The 16,339-nt window shown below is 40.2% G+C and carries 12 protein-coding genes; 1 reads left to right on the forward strand and 11 read right to left on the reverse strand.

Going from position 1 to position 16,339, the window contains the following annotated elements; all coding sequences use genetic code 11:
- Positions 1 to 3 precede the first annotated feature (3 nt).
- The 4 genes from plsX to B2W36_RS00590 form a co-directional block, all read right to left on the reverse strand.
- Positions 4 to 942, reverse strand: coding sequence for a phosphate acyltransferase PlsX (plsX, locus tag B2W36_RS00575; protein WP_293879633.1), 939 nt, complete (start codon positions 940 to 942; stop codon positions 4 to 6).
- Between the two features lie 106 nt (positions 943 to 1,048).
- On the reverse strand, positions 1,049 to 1,240 hold the full coding sequence (gene rpmF, locus B2W36_RS00580; protein ID WP_046672269.1) for a 50S ribosomal protein L32: 192 nt from the start codon (positions 1,238 to 1,240) through the stop codon (positions 1,049 to 1,051).
- Positions 1,241 to 1,254: 14 nt separating this feature from the next.
- Positions 1,255 to 1,791, reverse strand: a complete 537-nt coding sequence (locus B2W36_RS00585; RefSeq protein ID WP_209581693.1) for a YceD family protein — start codon at positions 1,789 to 1,791, stop codon at positions 1,255 to 1,257.
- A 102-nt stretch (positions 1,792 to 1,893) separates the two neighbouring features.
- On the reverse strand, positions 1,894 to 2,544 hold the full coding sequence (locus B2W36_RS00590) for an epoxyqueuosine reductase QueH (protein WP_209581691.1): 651 nt from the start codon (positions 2,542 to 2,544) through the stop codon (positions 1,894 to 1,896).
- Between the two features lie 178 nt (positions 2,545 to 2,722).
- Here B2W36_RS00590 and B2W36_RS00595 point away from each other — a divergent pair, with 178 nt between their 5' ends.
- Complete coding sequence (locus B2W36_RS00595) at positions 2,723 to 3,883, forward strand: hypothetical protein (protein ID WP_293886109.1); 1,161 nt, start codon at positions 2,723 to 2,725, stop codon at positions 3,881 to 3,883.
- A gap of 8 nt (positions 3,884 to 3,891) precedes the next feature.
- Here the strand turns inward: B2W36_RS00595 and B2W36_RS00600 are convergent, their stop codons facing one another.
- The 7 genes from B2W36_RS00600 to B2W36_RS00630 form a co-directional block, all read right to left on the reverse strand.
- Complete coding sequence (locus B2W36_RS00600) at positions 3,892 to 4,740, reverse strand: transglutaminase-like domain-containing protein (RefSeq protein WP_293879636.1); 849 nt, start codon at positions 4,738 to 4,740, stop codon at positions 3,892 to 3,894.
- 100 nt (positions 4,741 to 4,840) lie between these two features.
- Positions 4,841 to 5,500: an ABC transporter ATP-binding protein gene (locus B2W36_RS00605; RefSeq protein ID WP_209581685.1), complete on the reverse strand. Its 660-nt coding sequence runs from the start codon at positions 5,498 to 5,500 to the stop codon at positions 4,841 to 4,843.
- Between the two features lie 106 nt (positions 5,501 to 5,606).
- Positions 5,607 to 8,009, reverse strand: a complete 2,403-nt coding sequence (locus tag B2W36_RS00610; protein WP_293879637.1) for an FtsX-like permease family protein — start codon at positions 8,007 to 8,009, stop codon at positions 5,607 to 5,609.
- A 254-nt stretch (positions 8,010 to 8,263) separates the two neighbouring features.
- Positions 8,264 to 10,702 carry an ABC transporter permease gene (locus B2W36_RS00615; protein ID WP_293879638.1) on the reverse strand — a complete coding sequence of 813 codons (2,439 nt, stop codon included), beginning with the start codon at positions 10,700 to 10,702 and terminating at the stop codon, positions 8,264 to 8,266.
- A 205-nt stretch (positions 10,703 to 10,907) separates the two neighbouring features.
- Positions 10,908 to 11,132 carry a helix-turn-helix domain-containing protein gene (locus B2W36_RS00620; RefSeq protein WP_209581680.1) on the reverse strand — a complete coding sequence of 75 codons (225 nt, stop codon included), beginning with the start codon at positions 11,130 to 11,132 and terminating at the stop codon, positions 10,908 to 10,910.
- Positions 11,133 to 11,378: 246 nt separating this feature from the next.
- The gene (locus B2W36_RS00625; RefSeq protein ID WP_293886110.1) at positions 11,379 to 13,775 is read right to left on the reverse strand and encodes an ABC transporter permease; all 2,397 of its coding nucleotides are present in this window, start codon (positions 13,773 to 13,775) and stop codon (positions 11,379 to 11,381) included.
- A gap of 27 nt (positions 13,776 to 13,802) precedes the next feature.
- Positions 13,803 to 16,208 carry an ABC transporter permease gene (locus B2W36_RS00630; RefSeq protein WP_293879640.1) on the reverse strand — a complete coding sequence of 802 codons (2,406 nt, stop codon included), beginning with the start codon at positions 16,206 to 16,208 and terminating at the stop codon, positions 13,803 to 13,805.
- Positions 16,209 to 16,339 lie beyond the last annotated feature (131 nt).

A 16,339-nucleotide genomic window follows, 5' to 3' on the forward strand; every position in this document is an offset into this window, starting at 1 on the left:
ATTCTAATTGAAAATAGATCTGATGCTGTCAATGAACTTAGACTCGATCATATCTCTTGAAAATAAAACCATATTTTTAATGGCCTCAGGTGTCGAAATACCGTGGCCAATAATGACAGGAGCATTTACTCCCAGGATGGGGCTACCGCCGTACTGTTCGTAGTTGAATCGGTCGAAAAAATCATCTTTAAAACCCTTTTTCAACGTTACTACATAAAATGATTCTGCAAGTTTCAAGACGACATTTCCTGTAAATCCATCACAGACATATACGTCTGCATGGTCACTGAACAGGTCGCGACCTTCTGCATTTCCGATAAAGTTAATTTTGTCGTTGGCTTTTAGTAGGGGGTAGGTAGAGGTTGTTAGGATGTTTCCTTTTTCTTCTTCTTCTCCGATATTCAATAATCCGACTTTAGGGTTGGATACATTGAACACATGTTCGGCAAAGACACTTCCCAAGATTGCAAATTGGTTCAACATCTCTGGTTTACAGTCCGCATTTGCGCCGACGTCCAATAAGATCCCGAAGCCTGATTTCAATTTGGGAACGATGGATGCTATAGCAGGACGCAATACGCCTGGGATAGCTTTAACGCTGAACATCGAGCCCACGAGCATAGCGCCGGTGTTACCAGCAGAAGCGAATGAGTCGATTTCTTTGTTTTTTAAATAGTCAAATCCCTTCGCAATACTTGAGTTGGGTTTTTGAGTTATTGCTTTGGTTGGATGTTCACCCATCGCAATAATTTCTGGAGCCTCAACATATTCAAAGTCAGATGAATTTCCTCCGGCTTGATTGATTAATTGTTTTGTCTCTTCAGTTTTACCAAAAAGGACTATTTTTTGGTCTCCAGTAAGCTGCTTTTGTGCTTCAATAGCACCTGTTATCGTTGCTTTAGGAGCATAATCTCCTCCTAAAATATCTAAACCAATCTTCATCCGTTATTATTTAGTAAATCAATAATACGCAAAAAACATCCCAAAGTAAAGCAAATTTCTAAAATAGTGCTTGTCTGGGATGTTTTGGCGTTATGAAAGGTTTACCTTAGACAACAGCTGTATTTTCAATGATCAATTTACCGTTGTAGTACAAATTTCCGTCTACAGTATATGCACGGTGAGGTAAATGAACTGCGCCAGTTTCTTTACATACTGTCAAGCTTGGAGCTTCAGCTTTATAATGTGTTCTTCTTTTGTCTCTTCTTGATTTAGAAGTCTTACGTTTTGGATGTGCCATCTCGTATTCTTGTTTTAGTTATTTTTAATATTTCTCAATGCTTCCCAACGTGGGTCGATAATTTCTTCTTCTTTTTGTTCCTCTGATTCTGGCTCGCTTGTGAATAATGCGAGCATCTCAGGATCACATTGTATGCCTTCTCCCTGCTCTTCACATTTGACGATATAGGGAACAGCTAAATTAATGTATTCATACAATAGCTCAGCTATATCCAACTCATGGTCGCTTTTGGATAAAATTAACACCTCTTCGGTGTTATCTGTCCAATCTTCATCCGTGAATTTGACTAATATCCGCTCTTGAATTGAAATCGGTGACATAAACTCTTTTAAGCAGGTATCACAAGTCAACTGAATTTCACCTTGGATATCAAAATGCAATATCAACAGGTTCTCCTGTTTTTGCAACTCAACTTCTGCTTCCAGATTGCCATCTTTTACAATCGAATGTTCGTAGCAGTCAAAGAACTTTTTATTAATGTCAAACTCAAAATTGTGCTTTCCAGCGTTGAGCCCCGAAAAGGGAATTCTATATTGTTTTAGATGTTTCACAATCTTGCATTTGAGCCTGCAAAGGTATGTATAAAATCATTAGGATCGAAATATTTTTTTAAATATTCTAAGGCCAAGCTTTATACCTACCAATTATAGGGCTTATTCATAATAATTTTTGCCTAACTCTATCTTTTCGCGCCCATTTGCCATGCGCCATTTATTCGTGTCGCGCAGCGAATAAGCGCAGCCGCAATACTCCTGCATATAGAATTTCTCCTTCTTGGAGACTTCCAACATACGGGCCGATCCACCTTTCTTACGCCAGTTGAAGGTCCAATATTCCATACCTTCATGCCGCGAAGCCGCACGTAAGCCGCAATCGTTGATTTGCTCCATATTTTTCCAGCGTGAAATGCCCAGTGAACTAGAAATCACATCAAAGCCATTCGCCGCTGCATACTCCGCTGTTTTTTCAAAACGCATATCAAAACACATCGTGCAGCGAATACCTCTCTCCGGCTCTTGTTCCATCCCCTTGGCTAAATCAAACCAATGGTCTACATCATAATCTGCATCAATAAAAGGAATATGATGTTTTTCTGCAAATCGAATGTTCTCGTCTTTGCGTAAATCATATTCTTTGCGTGGATGAATATTGGGATTGTAAAAATAAATCGTAAAATCGATATCTGAAGCAATGAGTGCTTCCATTACTTCTCCAGAACAAGGAGCACAGCAGGAGTGTAAGAGTAATTTCTTGCCTTCTCCAGGTAACGTCAATGTCTCCCTTACAAATTCCTTATTTTCCATAATCGTATATGCTAACAAAAACAAAGGCAATTTTAATCAAAAAGTAGCGAATTGACAAATATTTCCGTTTTACTTTGAAGGGGCTGCCCTTAAAAGAATCATATAAATTCATTTATTTTCTACATATATTAGTAGATTTGTATGTTTAACGCAATACGCTATTTTTAATAAAAAAAATATGAAATTTTCGTTTCAATCCTGTATTATTATAGTATTCATCAGTATTATAGGTTTTGTTTCCTGTAAGAGATTGGATGATGAACCAACAAACGAAGGACGAATCACGCAGATATCGAGATTGTATATCTCTTTTTTAGATTATGATCCGAATAATTCTTCCCTGAAAAATATGATGATTGTTGATCCAGCAGATACCAACAATTTGGATAATATCTATCAATATCTATCTCCGGCTAAAGGGGGCGGGCCAATTCTCTTTGATGCGAATGCCAAGGCTGTTTTCCAGGCAAGTATTACTCCGCAGGATACATTTATACAGGTTATCCCATTTGCAAATGATATCTATGGTATTCCCGGTACTTCTGGTGCAATTGGATACCGAGGTTTTACAAATGTCAGGGGCTTGGCCTACTACACTTTTTCGCAACAAAATAGTGCTACTTCCGCTACAACCATTCCGTTTCTTTTAGCCGTGACAAACCGTGGAGCCGGTAGCTCCATGTTGTATGCCGTAAGTACGCCTACTGGGAAGGTCGGCTCGAAGGGTGGAGCCCCTATTATTGATAAGCAGATAAATCTGGGAACTGTTGTCCCGAGTTCGCTGACGTTGCTCAATGGCAGCAATAACAATGATAAGTTAGTAGTTATAGGTTTTAATAGTGATGGCTCGAGTAAGGGAAGTGGATTTGCAGTTTATGCCAACCTCCAACAACAATTGATTAATCAGGCGCGTGATACGATTGTCGATTCAGATAAATTCAAGCCTATGATGAAAGTCTATATCAAAGGAAGAACCCAATTGGGCCCCGTATCTTATGCACCCAATAAGGGCTTATTAGCGGTAACATCGGGTAAAGAAGTATTATTTTTTAAAAATCCTGCCGCTTTGTTTAGTGGGACTACAGACAAAGTAGATGTTGAGCCTGATTATGTTGTCGGTGGAGCGAATACTGGATTAGTAGAGCCTTGGGGAGTAACAATTGATGACCGGCGCGACGAAGGAAAGTTTTTTTATGTTTCTGATCTAACGAATAATACGATTTCGCGGTTCCCATTGTTAGAAGAAGGTAACATACAACCAGATATTGCAGCAAAAACATACGGAAATCTGCGTCCAAATTATATCTTTTTGGATGGTCGGTCGACTACAAACTTTTAATAAATAGTTTAAGCAAGCAGTTCAAACAGTGTTTTGATTTCCTGTTGCTTGCTTGAACTTTCATGCTCTTCGTAGGCAGACATCAAATTTCGTAAAGCACGTTTAATGATTGTGACATTATCGCAGGGATAGGTAAACGCGCTATCTGGATATAGGTTCAGTTGCTTCAGAAATGAATTTACATCACTTTTTTGCATTACCTGACCCCGGTTAAATGCATTGATGTAAAATAAAACTTGTTCATTCCCTTCTTCGTCCATATCCATATACGCCAACACAAAATGCTTTGGTAAATTAATCCCATAGATTGGAATGTCCAGTTTCTGTGCAATGATGCTGTAGATGCAGGATAAGGTTAGGGGATTTCCTTTTTTTGTGTCCAGTACCTGGCCAATATAGGAGTTCTGTGGGTGATGATAGTCCTTCGTATTCCCTGCTAAGCCGAAAGACCCAAAAAGAACATGATTCATCAGGTTCACTTTTTCCAGCGGAGTCATGTCGTAATGAAGACCTCGCCATACCTCAGTTTTGAGGTCTTCTATCGCCAAAACAATTTTATGGTTTTCATAGGAAGGATATTGATAATTATTGAGGATAATTAATCCTTCCAGTAGGTTGAATGAGTTGCTCAGGTTCCAGATTTGTAACTCATTTTTGGTCTGATCAAACTGAATTTCATGAATGATATTTTCTAGACGCCCCTGTACATGGGGATCAAAGCTCGATTCCCAAAATCTTTCCAAATGGGGTATGATCTCAGGACCTTGACTTTTTAATTGGTGTTCAACTTCCTGAACAATCTGTTGGTCGGTGTCGTCCAACAGTGATACTAGCGATTTCAACTCTCTCTCATTCATCCTAACGAAGTTAAAAAATTGATTCGAGAAATAATATAAAAAAATCCCCCCAGTAATTTGCTTACCGGGTAGGGATTATTCAGGTTAATTTGGCGTACAATTATTTGAGCTGACCATCCAGCATATTCACAATTCTTTTGCCGTATTCTGCATTCTTTTCCGAATGCGTTACTTGTATGATCGTCACACCGTCATCGTTGAGCTGTTTGAATAGATCCATGATTTCTTCACCCTGTTTGGAGTTTAAATTCCCTGTAGGTTCATCGGCCAGTAATAATTTAGGCGAACCTGCTAATGCACGTGCAATACCGACAATCTGTTGTTGACCTCCGGATAACTGCGCTGGAAATAGGTCTTTCTTTCCCACGATGCCAAAACGATCGAGCATATCGGCCACAATAGCTTTTCTTTCTTTGCTTGAAATGTCTTTATAAATCAAGGGCGTTTCGATATTTTCGTATACAGTCAATTCATCCAAGAGATGATAAGCCTGAAATACATAGCCAATATGGGACTGGTAAAGCTGCGTTCTTTTTTTCGCTTTCATTTCCAATACATTCTCGCCCATAAAAAAATACGCCCCCTCGTCAGGTTCATCAAGCATGCCGATAATATTCAGCAGGGTCGATTTTCCAGACCCCGATGGCCCCATGATGGAGATAAAATCGCCTTCAGCAATATCGAGACTTACATCTTTAAGGACGAATGAGCGTGTGCCACCTACATTATACCACTTGAATAAATTTTTTAATTGTATCATTTTTTAATATTGAGATCTTAGATATTCGTATTTATATTTTTTCTAGTAGCCACAATTGGTATTCGATTGCAGCGTATGGACTGGCATTGGTTCTCTTCATGTTCTATTATTCTTCCCGCAGACTGTCTACTGGATTTGTTTTTGCGACTTTTATAGATTGAAAGCTGATGGAAAATAATATCAACATAAATATGCAAAATATTGGAATCAAAAACGACCACCAGGATAGCTGTATATGATAGGCGAAATTGGAAAGCCATTTGTTCATAAGCATATAGGCTATTGGAATTGCGATCCCGATTCCGATCACAAAGAGCTTGAAAAAAGGCTTGTTTAGTTGAACAAACAGTAAGTGTACCGATGCTCCCAGTACTTTACGGATACTCATTTCCTTTTTTCGTAATGCCGCCTGATACGCTGCCATACTGAATAGCCCTAAAGCCGCGATGATAACCGAAAGGGTTGTGAAACTATTAAAAGCAGTCTGCAATTCTTGCTGCTTTTTGTGTTGTAAAGCATATTGCTCATCCATAAAGGAATAATCAAGGGGCAGATCTTTTGCGGCTGGGTTTTTCGCCCATTCTGCTTTGACCGTTTGAATTGCCCGATCGACCATTCCCGATTTTGTTTTGACCATGAGTGTGGTTTGAAAGCGCGTACTGCCACATTCACTTTTAAATGAATATATCGTCGGTTGAACTACATTTTCAAAGCCGTAAGCTTTACTGTCTTTGACCAGGCCAACAATTTCAAAGTTAACATCACAGCCCTTAATTTTTACGCCTATGGGGTTTGCAAGTCCTAAATTTTTGGCAGCAGATTCGTTGATGACCGCATAGTTCGATAGCGAGTCGCGGAGCAACTGGTCCATGGACAGGTTGATATTTCCCGCTAGATGAGGGATATTTAATGTCTTGAAATATCCAGGATCAATACCGACATGTGCAAATGAAACGGTTTTTTGAATATAGGAAAAATCCTTTTTCGGAGGCTGTTCGCCTTCCCCTGGGATATTTGTCGCTGATGCGACTGAGGCAATACTGGGATCATTCTCTAACCGACGTTTTAATTGTTGATAAGAACCATCGATTTTATTATCGTAATACATACCGACACCTCTGAAATTGACGACCTGTGCAGGTTCAAATCCTTTATCCGTCTGCTGCATATAATTTAGCTGTGCTCGAATAACTAGCATGCCCGAAATAAATAGGATGGCCATACTGATTTGGAAAGTTAGCAATGCGTTGCGAAATGTGCCTTTTTTGAGATTAGAAGTCAGTCCACCTTTTAGGAGATTGACAGATTTGAAGCCGGAGAGTACGATAGCTGGATATATTGCCGATAGAACCGTTGTCATTAGTACGGCAATAGCAAGTTGGGCAATTGTTTCCGAACTCAAAATATAGCCTTTAAGGTCATCATTGAACCATTTTTGAAGGATATTTCCTGTGAGGGCCAAAGCGACGAAACTTAGGCCTGCCGCACTGAATGTCAGAATAAATACTTCGAGCGCCAATTGTCTGACGATAGCCCAGCGGGAGCTTCCCAATATTTTTTTGAGTGCAAGTTCCTTAATGCGTTGATCCGCCTGTGCCATAATCATGTTGGCAAAATTGGCTGAGGCGAGTAAGAGAATCAAAACGGAGAGAATACCAATAATCCACGTGATGATATAAGCCGTGTTACTTCCCGTTTTTGGCCGAAGGTGAAGGTTGGTCAATGGATCCAGATAGATTTTCCCTTTGGCATAACTAGAGGAGCGAATTTTATCTTTCGGTGCGATTTCTTTCTGGTAAAGCGCATTGATGCGACCCGTCAAATTCGCGATATCCGTACCGGGCCGAACCTGAATAAAAGTTTGATACAAAAAAGGATTATTATCGGCAAAGAGATCCTGCGGTTCACGGATAAAAAGGAGATCATAATCAATTATGGATAGACCTTTTTCTTTGATGGTGCCATAAATCGTCTCGTGCACACCTAGAGCAAGGCTTTGAGCTGGAATCGAATGGGGACTGTCGAAATTTAGGCCCTCTTTTTTGAATAGTTGTTCGGCGATATGGCTTTTGACCATAGTCGCTTCCTTTTGTTCCTTGTTTTTGTAGAGTGGCCCAGTTGCATTTTCGATTTGAAAGATGCGTGCCGCAGAGGAGTCAATGAGCGCAGCATTTTTAATAAGGACTGTATTTTCACCAAAAAGGGGATAACTGCCGTAGTTGTAGACTATTTTTCGACCTGCATAGATGATTTCAGGTAAATTTTGTTTTAACAAAGGAGCCATAGCAGGCGAGGTCTCATCTGTAAAAGCGCCTTCGGCTTCCAAACCAATTTGATAGATATCCTTGAAATGTGGATTCCATGTATCGTAACTCGTTTCGCGATTGATGTATTGATACGAAAGGATAAAACCTGTAAAACCAAGGGTCAGTCCGATAATGTTCAAAAATGTGAAACCCTTATTTTTTAAAAGTTTACGCCATGCCAGTTTGAAATCATTTTGTGCCATTTTACGCTGGATATGTATGTTTAAACCAATTCGAACTATTTCACCTAATTAAAAATGCAATCCCCTTGCCATTGTTGTAATTGTTTTGCTATAAGTGTCTTATGTTGTGTTTATCTTGTTTTTGGATGTCCGATTTCGGACAGTTTTCGTTCGCAATCGAACATTCATCCCCCTTTAGCCATTGGCATTGCCCTCCACGCAACAGGCAAGCAATGACCAAGGCAACAAGCACTAATTTTTAAGATCTTCTGACTTTATTCATCTCTTAGACTATCGACGGGGTTGGTCCTGATAGCCTTCCAGGTCTGATAACTAATGGTACCTAAGGCGATGAGGACAGCGGCCATGCCCGCCAGAAAAAAGTATATCCAGTTGATATCTATTTTATAGTTGAAGTCTCTGAGCCATTGGTTCATTGCCCACCACGCAACAGGTGAGGCAATAACCAAGGCAACAAACACCAATTTTATAAAGTCTCCGGACATCAGTTTCAGTAATCTCATCGTACTTGCGCCAAGCACCTTCCGCACACCGATTTCTTTTGTCCGCTGTTGTGTCACATAGGTGGCTAGTCCAAAGAGACCGAGGGCAGCCACAAAAATGGCGACGATTGCAAAACAGCTGAATATATTTTTCGTCCGTTCAACATCTTGATAAAGGGAAGCAAAGCCCTCATCCAAAAAACTGTAATTGATCTTTTGATTGGGTGAAAATTTATTCCATACACTGTTAATTCCGTTCAGGGTCTCCTGTAGGTTTTCGGGTTTAACTTTAATGGATAAAAGTGAGGGATAACCCCGTAATACCATACATAAGCCAGCGTACCCTTTACCTTTCAGCGACTCAAAAATAAAATCGTTCACAACACCAACGACTGTCCAGGTATCGCCATTGGTTATTTTTGCTCCGATGGGATTTTTTAATCCCAGGTCATTCGCCAATTTTTGGTTGATGATGGCAGCCGTGCTGTCTGTGGCCATTTTGGGATCGAAATTTCTACCTTTGGTCAGTTGCAATCCGAAGGTCTCAAGGTAATCCTGGTCAATCTCCCAGAACTGTCCCTGTGTGGCCATATCGATCTCCCGTCTGCCCTCATTCCAAAATGGGTTGCCGTTTCTTTTGGCACCATCAATGGGAACTGGAATAAAATCGCCTAAGGAAACGGAACTTACATTTGCAATGGACTTCAACTCATTTTTAAGGCTTGGGATCTGATTCCCCAATGTACCAATACCTCGGAGGATAATGACCTGTTCCTTTTTGAAACCTAAATCTTTTTCAAGGATATAACGTATCTGTTGATTGGTCACCAAGGCACTTACAATAAGGATGATGGATGTAGCAAACTGAAAGACGACAAGGCCATTTCTGAATAATGAAGATTTGGCTCCGGTGGTCTTGTTTTTCAATGCGGCAATCGGTTTAAATCGGGATAGATACAAAGCTGGATAGATTCCGGCCAGGCTGCCGATGAACAGTATTGCCAACAATAATGATGGGAAAAAGTAAGGGGATGTCCATGGGATGGTCAGGGACTTATTGGCGAGACTGTTGAATATGGGCAACAAAACCCAGCTCAACAATAGACCAACAAGCAAAGACAATACACTATAACAAATCGCCTCGAGCAGGAATTGTCCGATCAATAATGTCCTTGTCGAACCAATTGTCTTCCGGATGCCAATTTCTTTGGCCCGTGTAGCGGCATTGGCGGTCGATAGGTTAATAAAATTGATACACGCTATCAAAAGAATAAACAATGCGACGATGGCAAAAGTCCAGACCATGCGGATATCTCCCCGATTCAATATACTGACTTTATCGTCATCGATATCGGAAGACTTCAAATGGATGTCAAGTGCATTTTGTAAGTTGATTTTTGCCTGTTCGAATAAAGGATTGAGCTTGCGCCCTGATTTTTTATATTCAGGTAAATAGTGCGCTTTATAATTTCTTAAAATCTCCTTTTCGGTTTGTTCAATATTAACTTGCGGCTTTAATTTAACGTAGACTGTGTAATTGTTACTGAGCCATTGGTTCTGTTCGCCGGGATAAAAGGGTTCGCCTGCGAGCGACATGAAAAAGCTATAACCTGCTAAAGTGGAGTTTTTGGGTATATCTTCGATCACGCCGGTAATGGTATAGAGTTTGGATCTGTTATTGTTCAGATAAATGGTCTGTCCAATAGGATCATTTTTAAAGTATTTTTCCGCTTTACTTTTCGTAATGACAAGTGTATTGGGTTGATCCAATGCATGGGCAAGAGTTCCTGAAACCATGGGTGTCGGAAACATGTCAAGAATAGATTGATCAATATACACAAAGCCATCATCATAAAAGCTTTGCGGGTTATCATTCAGGGAGAGCTGGTTACTTCCTGCGCCAAATAAAGGGTTAGGGAGTATCCGGCCTGTTTGTTCTATGGAAGGAATTTCAGCTTTCAGTGTCGGGGCAACGGGAGCCGAGAGTGATACCCAACGTTGAATTTTACCTTCGATCGGAAGCTGAACGACGAGGCGATAGGTGCGATCCATTGCTGGATAGAACTTGTTGTAGCTGGTCTCATGCTTGATATACAGTACGATGAGCATACAGACTGCAATACCAAAAGCAAATCCCCCGATCTTTATAAAAGAATAGAGCTTATTTTTTGCCATGTTTCGCCAAGCGACCTTAAGACTATTTCCTATCATAACAATACATTTTTAACATCTTATTGATCGGTAATCGACCGGTCAATCTAGACATTAGACTGAAGTCAATTGTATTGCCGTTTTATTAAGTTGCTGTTTTTCAGTGTTTTGTTTTGTTTGTTGGATTTTGTGGCTGTACGATATCGAACAGTTTTTCGTCCAATACCGCACAGATCATCTTATTAAAGGGCTCTAGGAAAGTATCCTAATCCTTAATCTGTTTTAGTTGGAGGTGCTCGCAGAGTTCGAGCATCATTTTGGCCGGATCTGTATCGATGGCCAGAGCAATCAAGTACATTTCATCTAAACGTAATTTAGCGGTCTCAGTCATGGTCAATTCATTGATTCTCGCTTTACTTAATCCTGTTTTGCGGGCAATCTGGGATTTATTCACAGATTTCTTCGCTAAAAAATCGCCTAGTTTTGTCATCCTTTTATTTAATAATCTGTCCTTTTGTATAGATAAAGATAGATAATGTTATTTTTATTTATACAAATGTTTTTGTTTTTGAAATATTTTCTATTTCTTTGTATCGAAAATCTATATGATTTCAATATGTGAATGATGAAAACAGCGAAAATCCAAAAAACTTATACCAATTATAAACTTTCATTCCCTTTAGCTAAATAACAGTTTACACTATTTAAATTTCGCACACCTACGGCTTATTTTTTATTATTCATCCCGTAAACTATTGACGGGATTGATGCATGCCGTCTGGAATATCCGGACAGCAATAATCGTTAACGTCGTCAAACCCATAAATAATCCCGTGAAAACAAAGAGAGCAATCGGAACATCGATATGGTAATAAAAATTTTCCAGCCATTTGTGCGTAAACCACCATGCTATGGGGAAAGCGATTAGAATCGCAATCAGCAAGAGCGCGATAAAGGATCTGGAAATCATATAGGTGATCGTATTTACCGAAGCACCGAGCACTTTACGGATACCGATTTCTTTTACCCGTCGTTCTAGCGTATAAATGGCAATGGCTACGATCCCTAAGATAGCAATCAGCATACTGGCTCCTGTAAAAAATGCCAATTGCTGGTACTGCTTTTTCTCTTTGTTATATTGATGCTGCACCTGATCTTCCTGCCAGTTGAATTGCGCGATCCGATTAGGAAAAAATTTGTTCCAGGTGCTGTTTACCAAGGCTAAAGCTTCCTTTTTCTTACCTTCTTGCACGCGGATAAGCATGCAGCTGCCTTCCCATTCATTTTGCGCTTTAATCGCAAAAGGACCGATCGGAAACTTTAAACTTGCTCCGTTGAACTCTTTAAATACGCCTACAGGTGTATTGTTTAAAGGCTCATTGCTCTTATTAAGTTTTAAAGACAGCCGCTGGGCGGTCTGTTCGGAAACGAGCATATTGGTAAGTACCCGTTGTCCGGCCTGAATCGAATCTGTAAACGGTCTATCCAGCGCATAGTCCGCACTTAAAGGCCGGCCACTAAGGAGCTTTATGCCCATTGTTTTGATGTAATCATAATCCGCATAGACAAATACCACTGGGAGTTCTTTGTTCGGATTGTTAGGGTCTGCTACTGTTTTAAAATCCACACTACCACTAAAGGGCGTCCAGCTTGTGAGACTGACCGAAGAGATGTACGAATGTTTTAATAGCTCCTGTTTGAAGGCCTGATCCTTCCCCTCCCAGGAGGTATAATTGATAGCCAAGAGATTTTTGGGCTCATAGCCAAGATCTTTGTTGTACAGATAGTGCAATTGCGCACGCATGGACATCATACAGATCGCTACGACGATGGCAATGGCAAACTGGAAAATCACCAATACTTTGGTAAATGCCATATTTAGGGGGAGCTTGAAGAAAGAAAGCTGTTTCCGAAGTTCTAGGGACGGATGTGTTTTTGATAGTGACAAGGCTGTAGGTAGGCTACAAATCCAGCCCAGAACGATCCACATAGATAGCAGTCCAACAAACATGAAGAAGGAATGTTGGTAGCTCATGGTCAAAGGATGTTCTAAATAGTGCTCAAATGCAGGAAATATAAGCACGTAACTCAAAAATGCAATCAGAAAAGAGCCGGCAAAGAGCATGGTACTCTCAAGGCCCATCTGTAGGATCAGATTTTTTCGGCTTGCTCCCAGTACTTTGCGGATACCGATCTGTTGTGTACGTTTGAGCGCATGGGCAAAGCTCAGGTTGATGTAATTGATACTGACCAATACAAGGATCAAGATCGCTATTCCTGCTAGCAGATAAATGTCTTGCATAGGGTTCTCCCATCCTGTAATACTTCGCAAGTGTATATCAGTGATGGGTTCAATGAAAAGATTGTGCTCTTTCAGCCAATCACCTAGTTTTTGCGTATTATACCACTTGTTTATCTTGTCTGAAAAACTTTTAACATCAGTTGTACTTTTGAGCAACAGAATTTGTGTTTGTAACGAACCACTTTTTTCGGGATTGAATTCATTCACCTTAGGCATCAGCACAAAGGCTTCGGCCTGAAAGGAAGAGTTATGGGGCATATCCTCGATAATTGCATTAACATAATAAGCTTCGGGTTCCCCTTCTTGTGGTTTATTGTAGAATGTGCTACCGAGCACGTCTTTGCCACCGAAGTATTTTTGTACCCCAGAGGCTGTCAATGTGATATTTTTTGCTCCGGCAATAACGTGTTTCGGATTACCTGCGATGATTTTTGTATCAAAAAGATTGAAAAAACCGCTGTCGATTTCCAGCGTATTGATTTCGGTAAACTGCTTTGAGCCCTTGTTTATTGTTAATTTTGTTGAAAATGAATGGATTGAAGTATAGCCAAGTACTTCTGGGAAATGAGCTTTTAATGTTGCAGAGATACCTTCAGGAGCTCCCGAATTATTGTTTGTGAATCCTTCCTGTATTTCTTTGGGCACAATTCGCATTCTGTAGAGCTCTTTGGAGTTGCTCCATTGTCTGTCGTAGGAAAGCTCATCAACCACAAGCGCACTGATTAGCATAAAAACCAGCAGGGCAATCGTTAAACCAACGAGGTTTGATAGCGAATAGATACGATTGCGCATCAATGTCCGCCAAGCGGTTTTAAGATAGTTCTTTATCATACTGTTTATATGGATTGGTTTCTGACATTATTCATCTCTCAATTTTTCAACCGGATTAAATCGGGTGGCCCGAAATACAATAATGGCAACCAATAAACTTAGTAAACCAATTAATGTTCCTAGTGGTAACAAGTAGGTAAGAACATTGATATCTATGCGGATGATGTAATTTTGAAGCCAGTATTGCATCAATAGATAACTCAGTGGAACCGTCGTCAATGCCGCAAATAGGAATATTCCGTAGTACTCCTTCGAAAATAACACCATTAAATGTGCTAACGATGCACCGAGTACTTTGCGGATACCGACTTCTTTATTCCGCAAATGGATGGAAAGGGATATTAATCCGGTGAGCCCCAATGCCACGATCAGCAGCGAAACGACCGTAGCCAACTGTGATGCACGATGCAGCTGCAGTTCAGTTTCATATAAATTTTTGATGCGTTCATCCATAAATTGATATTCGAAAGGAGCATCAGGCATCAACGTTTTCCATTTTTTTTCGAGTTGTTGTACTGTATTGGAAAGAGAGCCTTGCTTTAAACGGATGCTAAGGTATCGATATTGTAAGCTTTCCTGTACATCTGTCCATACGATAGGCGGAGAGGCCTGGTGAAGTGAATTGGCCACAAAGTTTTCAGCAACGCCTAAAATAGTCATTTTGTAACTTGGATCAGCTAGAGCAATCTGCTGACCAATAGCTTGCTCGGCATTTTTAAAACCAAAATCGTCCATGGCTTTTTTATTGATCACAACTGGCCTATTATTCGCATTGGCAACATAGTTTTTAGGGAGAAAAGTTCCAGCAACTAGTGGTATCTCATAGGTCTCCAAAAAGTGACTATCACTTGTAATCCGTTGTACCTGGATTTCTTTGTCGTCAGTCGTCCCGAATGCTGGCTGCATATTGGATCCCAGCAATCCAGGTATTTCATAAGATAAGGTTACTGATTTAACTTCTGGTTGCAAGCTGAGTTCTTGTTGCACAGTCTCCATTTTGCGAACGCCATTTTCGGACCAGTCTCTGGGTACTTGGACAGTTAATAAATAGTCTTTGTTGTAACCTAGATTGCTATGGAGAAATAGATCAACTTGTTTAGAAATAATTAGCGTACAGACAAGCAGGAGCAAAGCTACCCCAAATTGAAAAAACAAAAGAATTTTTCGCACCAGCTGTTTGCCTCCTAGCGTCGAAAATTGATTTTTGACTGCAGGAAGTACCGCTATATTGGAAAGTTTAATAGCTGGGTAGAGCCCGGCCAGTAGGCCAATGAATAACGTCATTATACCCAATAATCCAAAAAAGTAAATCGGCAATTCCACTAAGGTGGGCAGCTTTCGCATCAAGATATGCTCAAAAATTGGACTTGCGATGATATAAAGCGGCAGACTGATCAATGCTGCTATGCTCACGATTAGGATATATTCGGTCATCAATTGCCTGATAAGCTGTATTCGAGATGATCCCATCATCTTGCGAACACCGATTTCCTTTAATCGGGTAATGTGCTGAGCGATACTAAAATTGATGAAATTGATGATAGCCATAATCAGGATAAAAATGGCCGTCCAAATCAATGTCTGTATCATTTTACGCACGGCCCCTTGGTTGTCATCCAAATAATAGGTTTTCAATGGTTTTAGATCAGGGCTATATTCACTGGAAAATTCCTTATCGGTATTTTTTCTTACCAACGTTTCAATGGCGGCATCTACGCGATCCAAGCTTACACCTGGTTTCAATTCGATATAACCGGCAATATAAGGGTTATTCCAATTGTCTATAGATCGACCAAAGAATTCCTCATTGATGATCGGTAAAAATATGTCTGCATGCATATTCTTTGTGAGATCCATAATGGCATTTTGGACGTCGGATCTAATGATTGCTGTAATTTCAAAATCGTGTTTTTCACCCTTGAAATTTTTTATCTGTAGCGATTTGCCGAGTACATCCACATGCCCGAAATATTTTATGGCAGCTTTGTCACTGATGACAACTGAAAAGGGATTATTTAAAGCCGTATTAGCATTGCCCGCCAGCATATGGAATCCGAACATCGTCAATAGGCTGGGATCTCCGAGAGACATCCCTTCTTCATGGATTGTCGAACCGTTGGCTACGATACCTGTCAATCCATCAATCCGATAATAATTAGAGACCAGATTGGGATACTCCTCATGTAAGGCTTTAGGGAGCGCCCCTAATGTGGTTAAGTTAATACCAAATCCTTCTTTCTTATACTTGCTTTGCAACAAAAATTGCCGGTCAATATTTCTGATGCTGCTATTCACTTGATGTACATCCCATATATAGGCGCCTACAAGTAGGAGAAAAGTAATACCGCAGGTCAATCCAATTAGATTGATCAGATTTTGCACTTTTTTCTTTCCGATATTTCGCCAAGCAATTTTGAAGTTTGTAAAGTTCATTGTTTTATACTAAGAATTTATTCCGGTCGTGGAGCTGCTAATAGCTTGTGTGCTCCACTTAAAAAATTAAAAATACAAATGTTTGGCCAAGCAATTATCCTGTTGATCATTAACGGGTTGCCTTCCTCATT

It is taken from the genome of Sphingobacterium sp. UBA3549, from assembly GCF_002376635.1.
Lineage (GTDB): Bacteria > Bacteroidota > Bacteroidia > Sphingobacteriales > Sphingobacteriaceae > Sphingobacterium.

Bases quoted from the DNA above. Each gene is read 5' to 3' on its own strand.
- plsX (WP_293879633.1), bottom strand. From the start codon at position 942: ATGAAGATTGGTTTAGATATTTTAGGAGGAGATTATGCTCCTAAAGCA.
- rpmF (WP_046672269.1), bottom strand. From the start codon at position 1,240: ATGGCACATCCAAAACGTAAGACTTCTAAATCAAGAAGAGACAAAAGA.
- B2W36_RS00590 (WP_209581691.1), bottom strand. From the start codon at position 2,544: ATGGAAAATAAGGAATTTGTAAGGGAGACATTGACGTTACCTGGAGAA.
- B2W36_RS00595 (WP_293886109.1), top strand. From the start codon at position 2,723: ATGAAATTTTCGTTTCAATCCTGTATTATTATAGTATTCATCAGTATT.
- B2W36_RS00600 (WP_293879636.1), bottom strand. From the start codon at position 4,740: ATGAATGAGAGAGAGTTGAAATCGCTAGTATCACTGTTGGACGACACC.
- B2W36_RS00605 (WP_209581685.1), bottom strand. From the start codon at position 5,500: ATGATACAATTAAAAAATTTATTCAAGTGGTATAATGTAGGTGGCACA.
- B2W36_RS00610 (WP_293879637.1), bottom strand. From the start codon at position 8,009: ATGGCACAAAATGATTTCAAACTGGCATGGCGTAAACTTTTAAAAAAT.
- B2W36_RS00615 (WP_293879638.1), bottom strand. From the start codon at position 10,702: ATGATAGGAAATAGTCTTAAGGTCGCTTGGCGAAACATGGCAAAAAAT.
- B2W36_RS00620 (WP_209581680.1), bottom strand. From the start codon at position 11,132: ATGACAAAACTAGGCGATTTTTTAGCGAAGAAATCTGTGAATAAATCC.
- B2W36_RS00625 (WP_293886110.1), bottom strand. From the start codon at position 13,775: ATGATAAAGAACTATCTTAAAACCGCTTGGCGGACATTGATGCGCAAT.
- B2W36_RS00630 (WP_293879640.1), bottom strand. From the start codon at position 16,208: ATGAACTTTACAAACTTCAAAATTGCTTGGCGAAATATCGGAAAGAAA.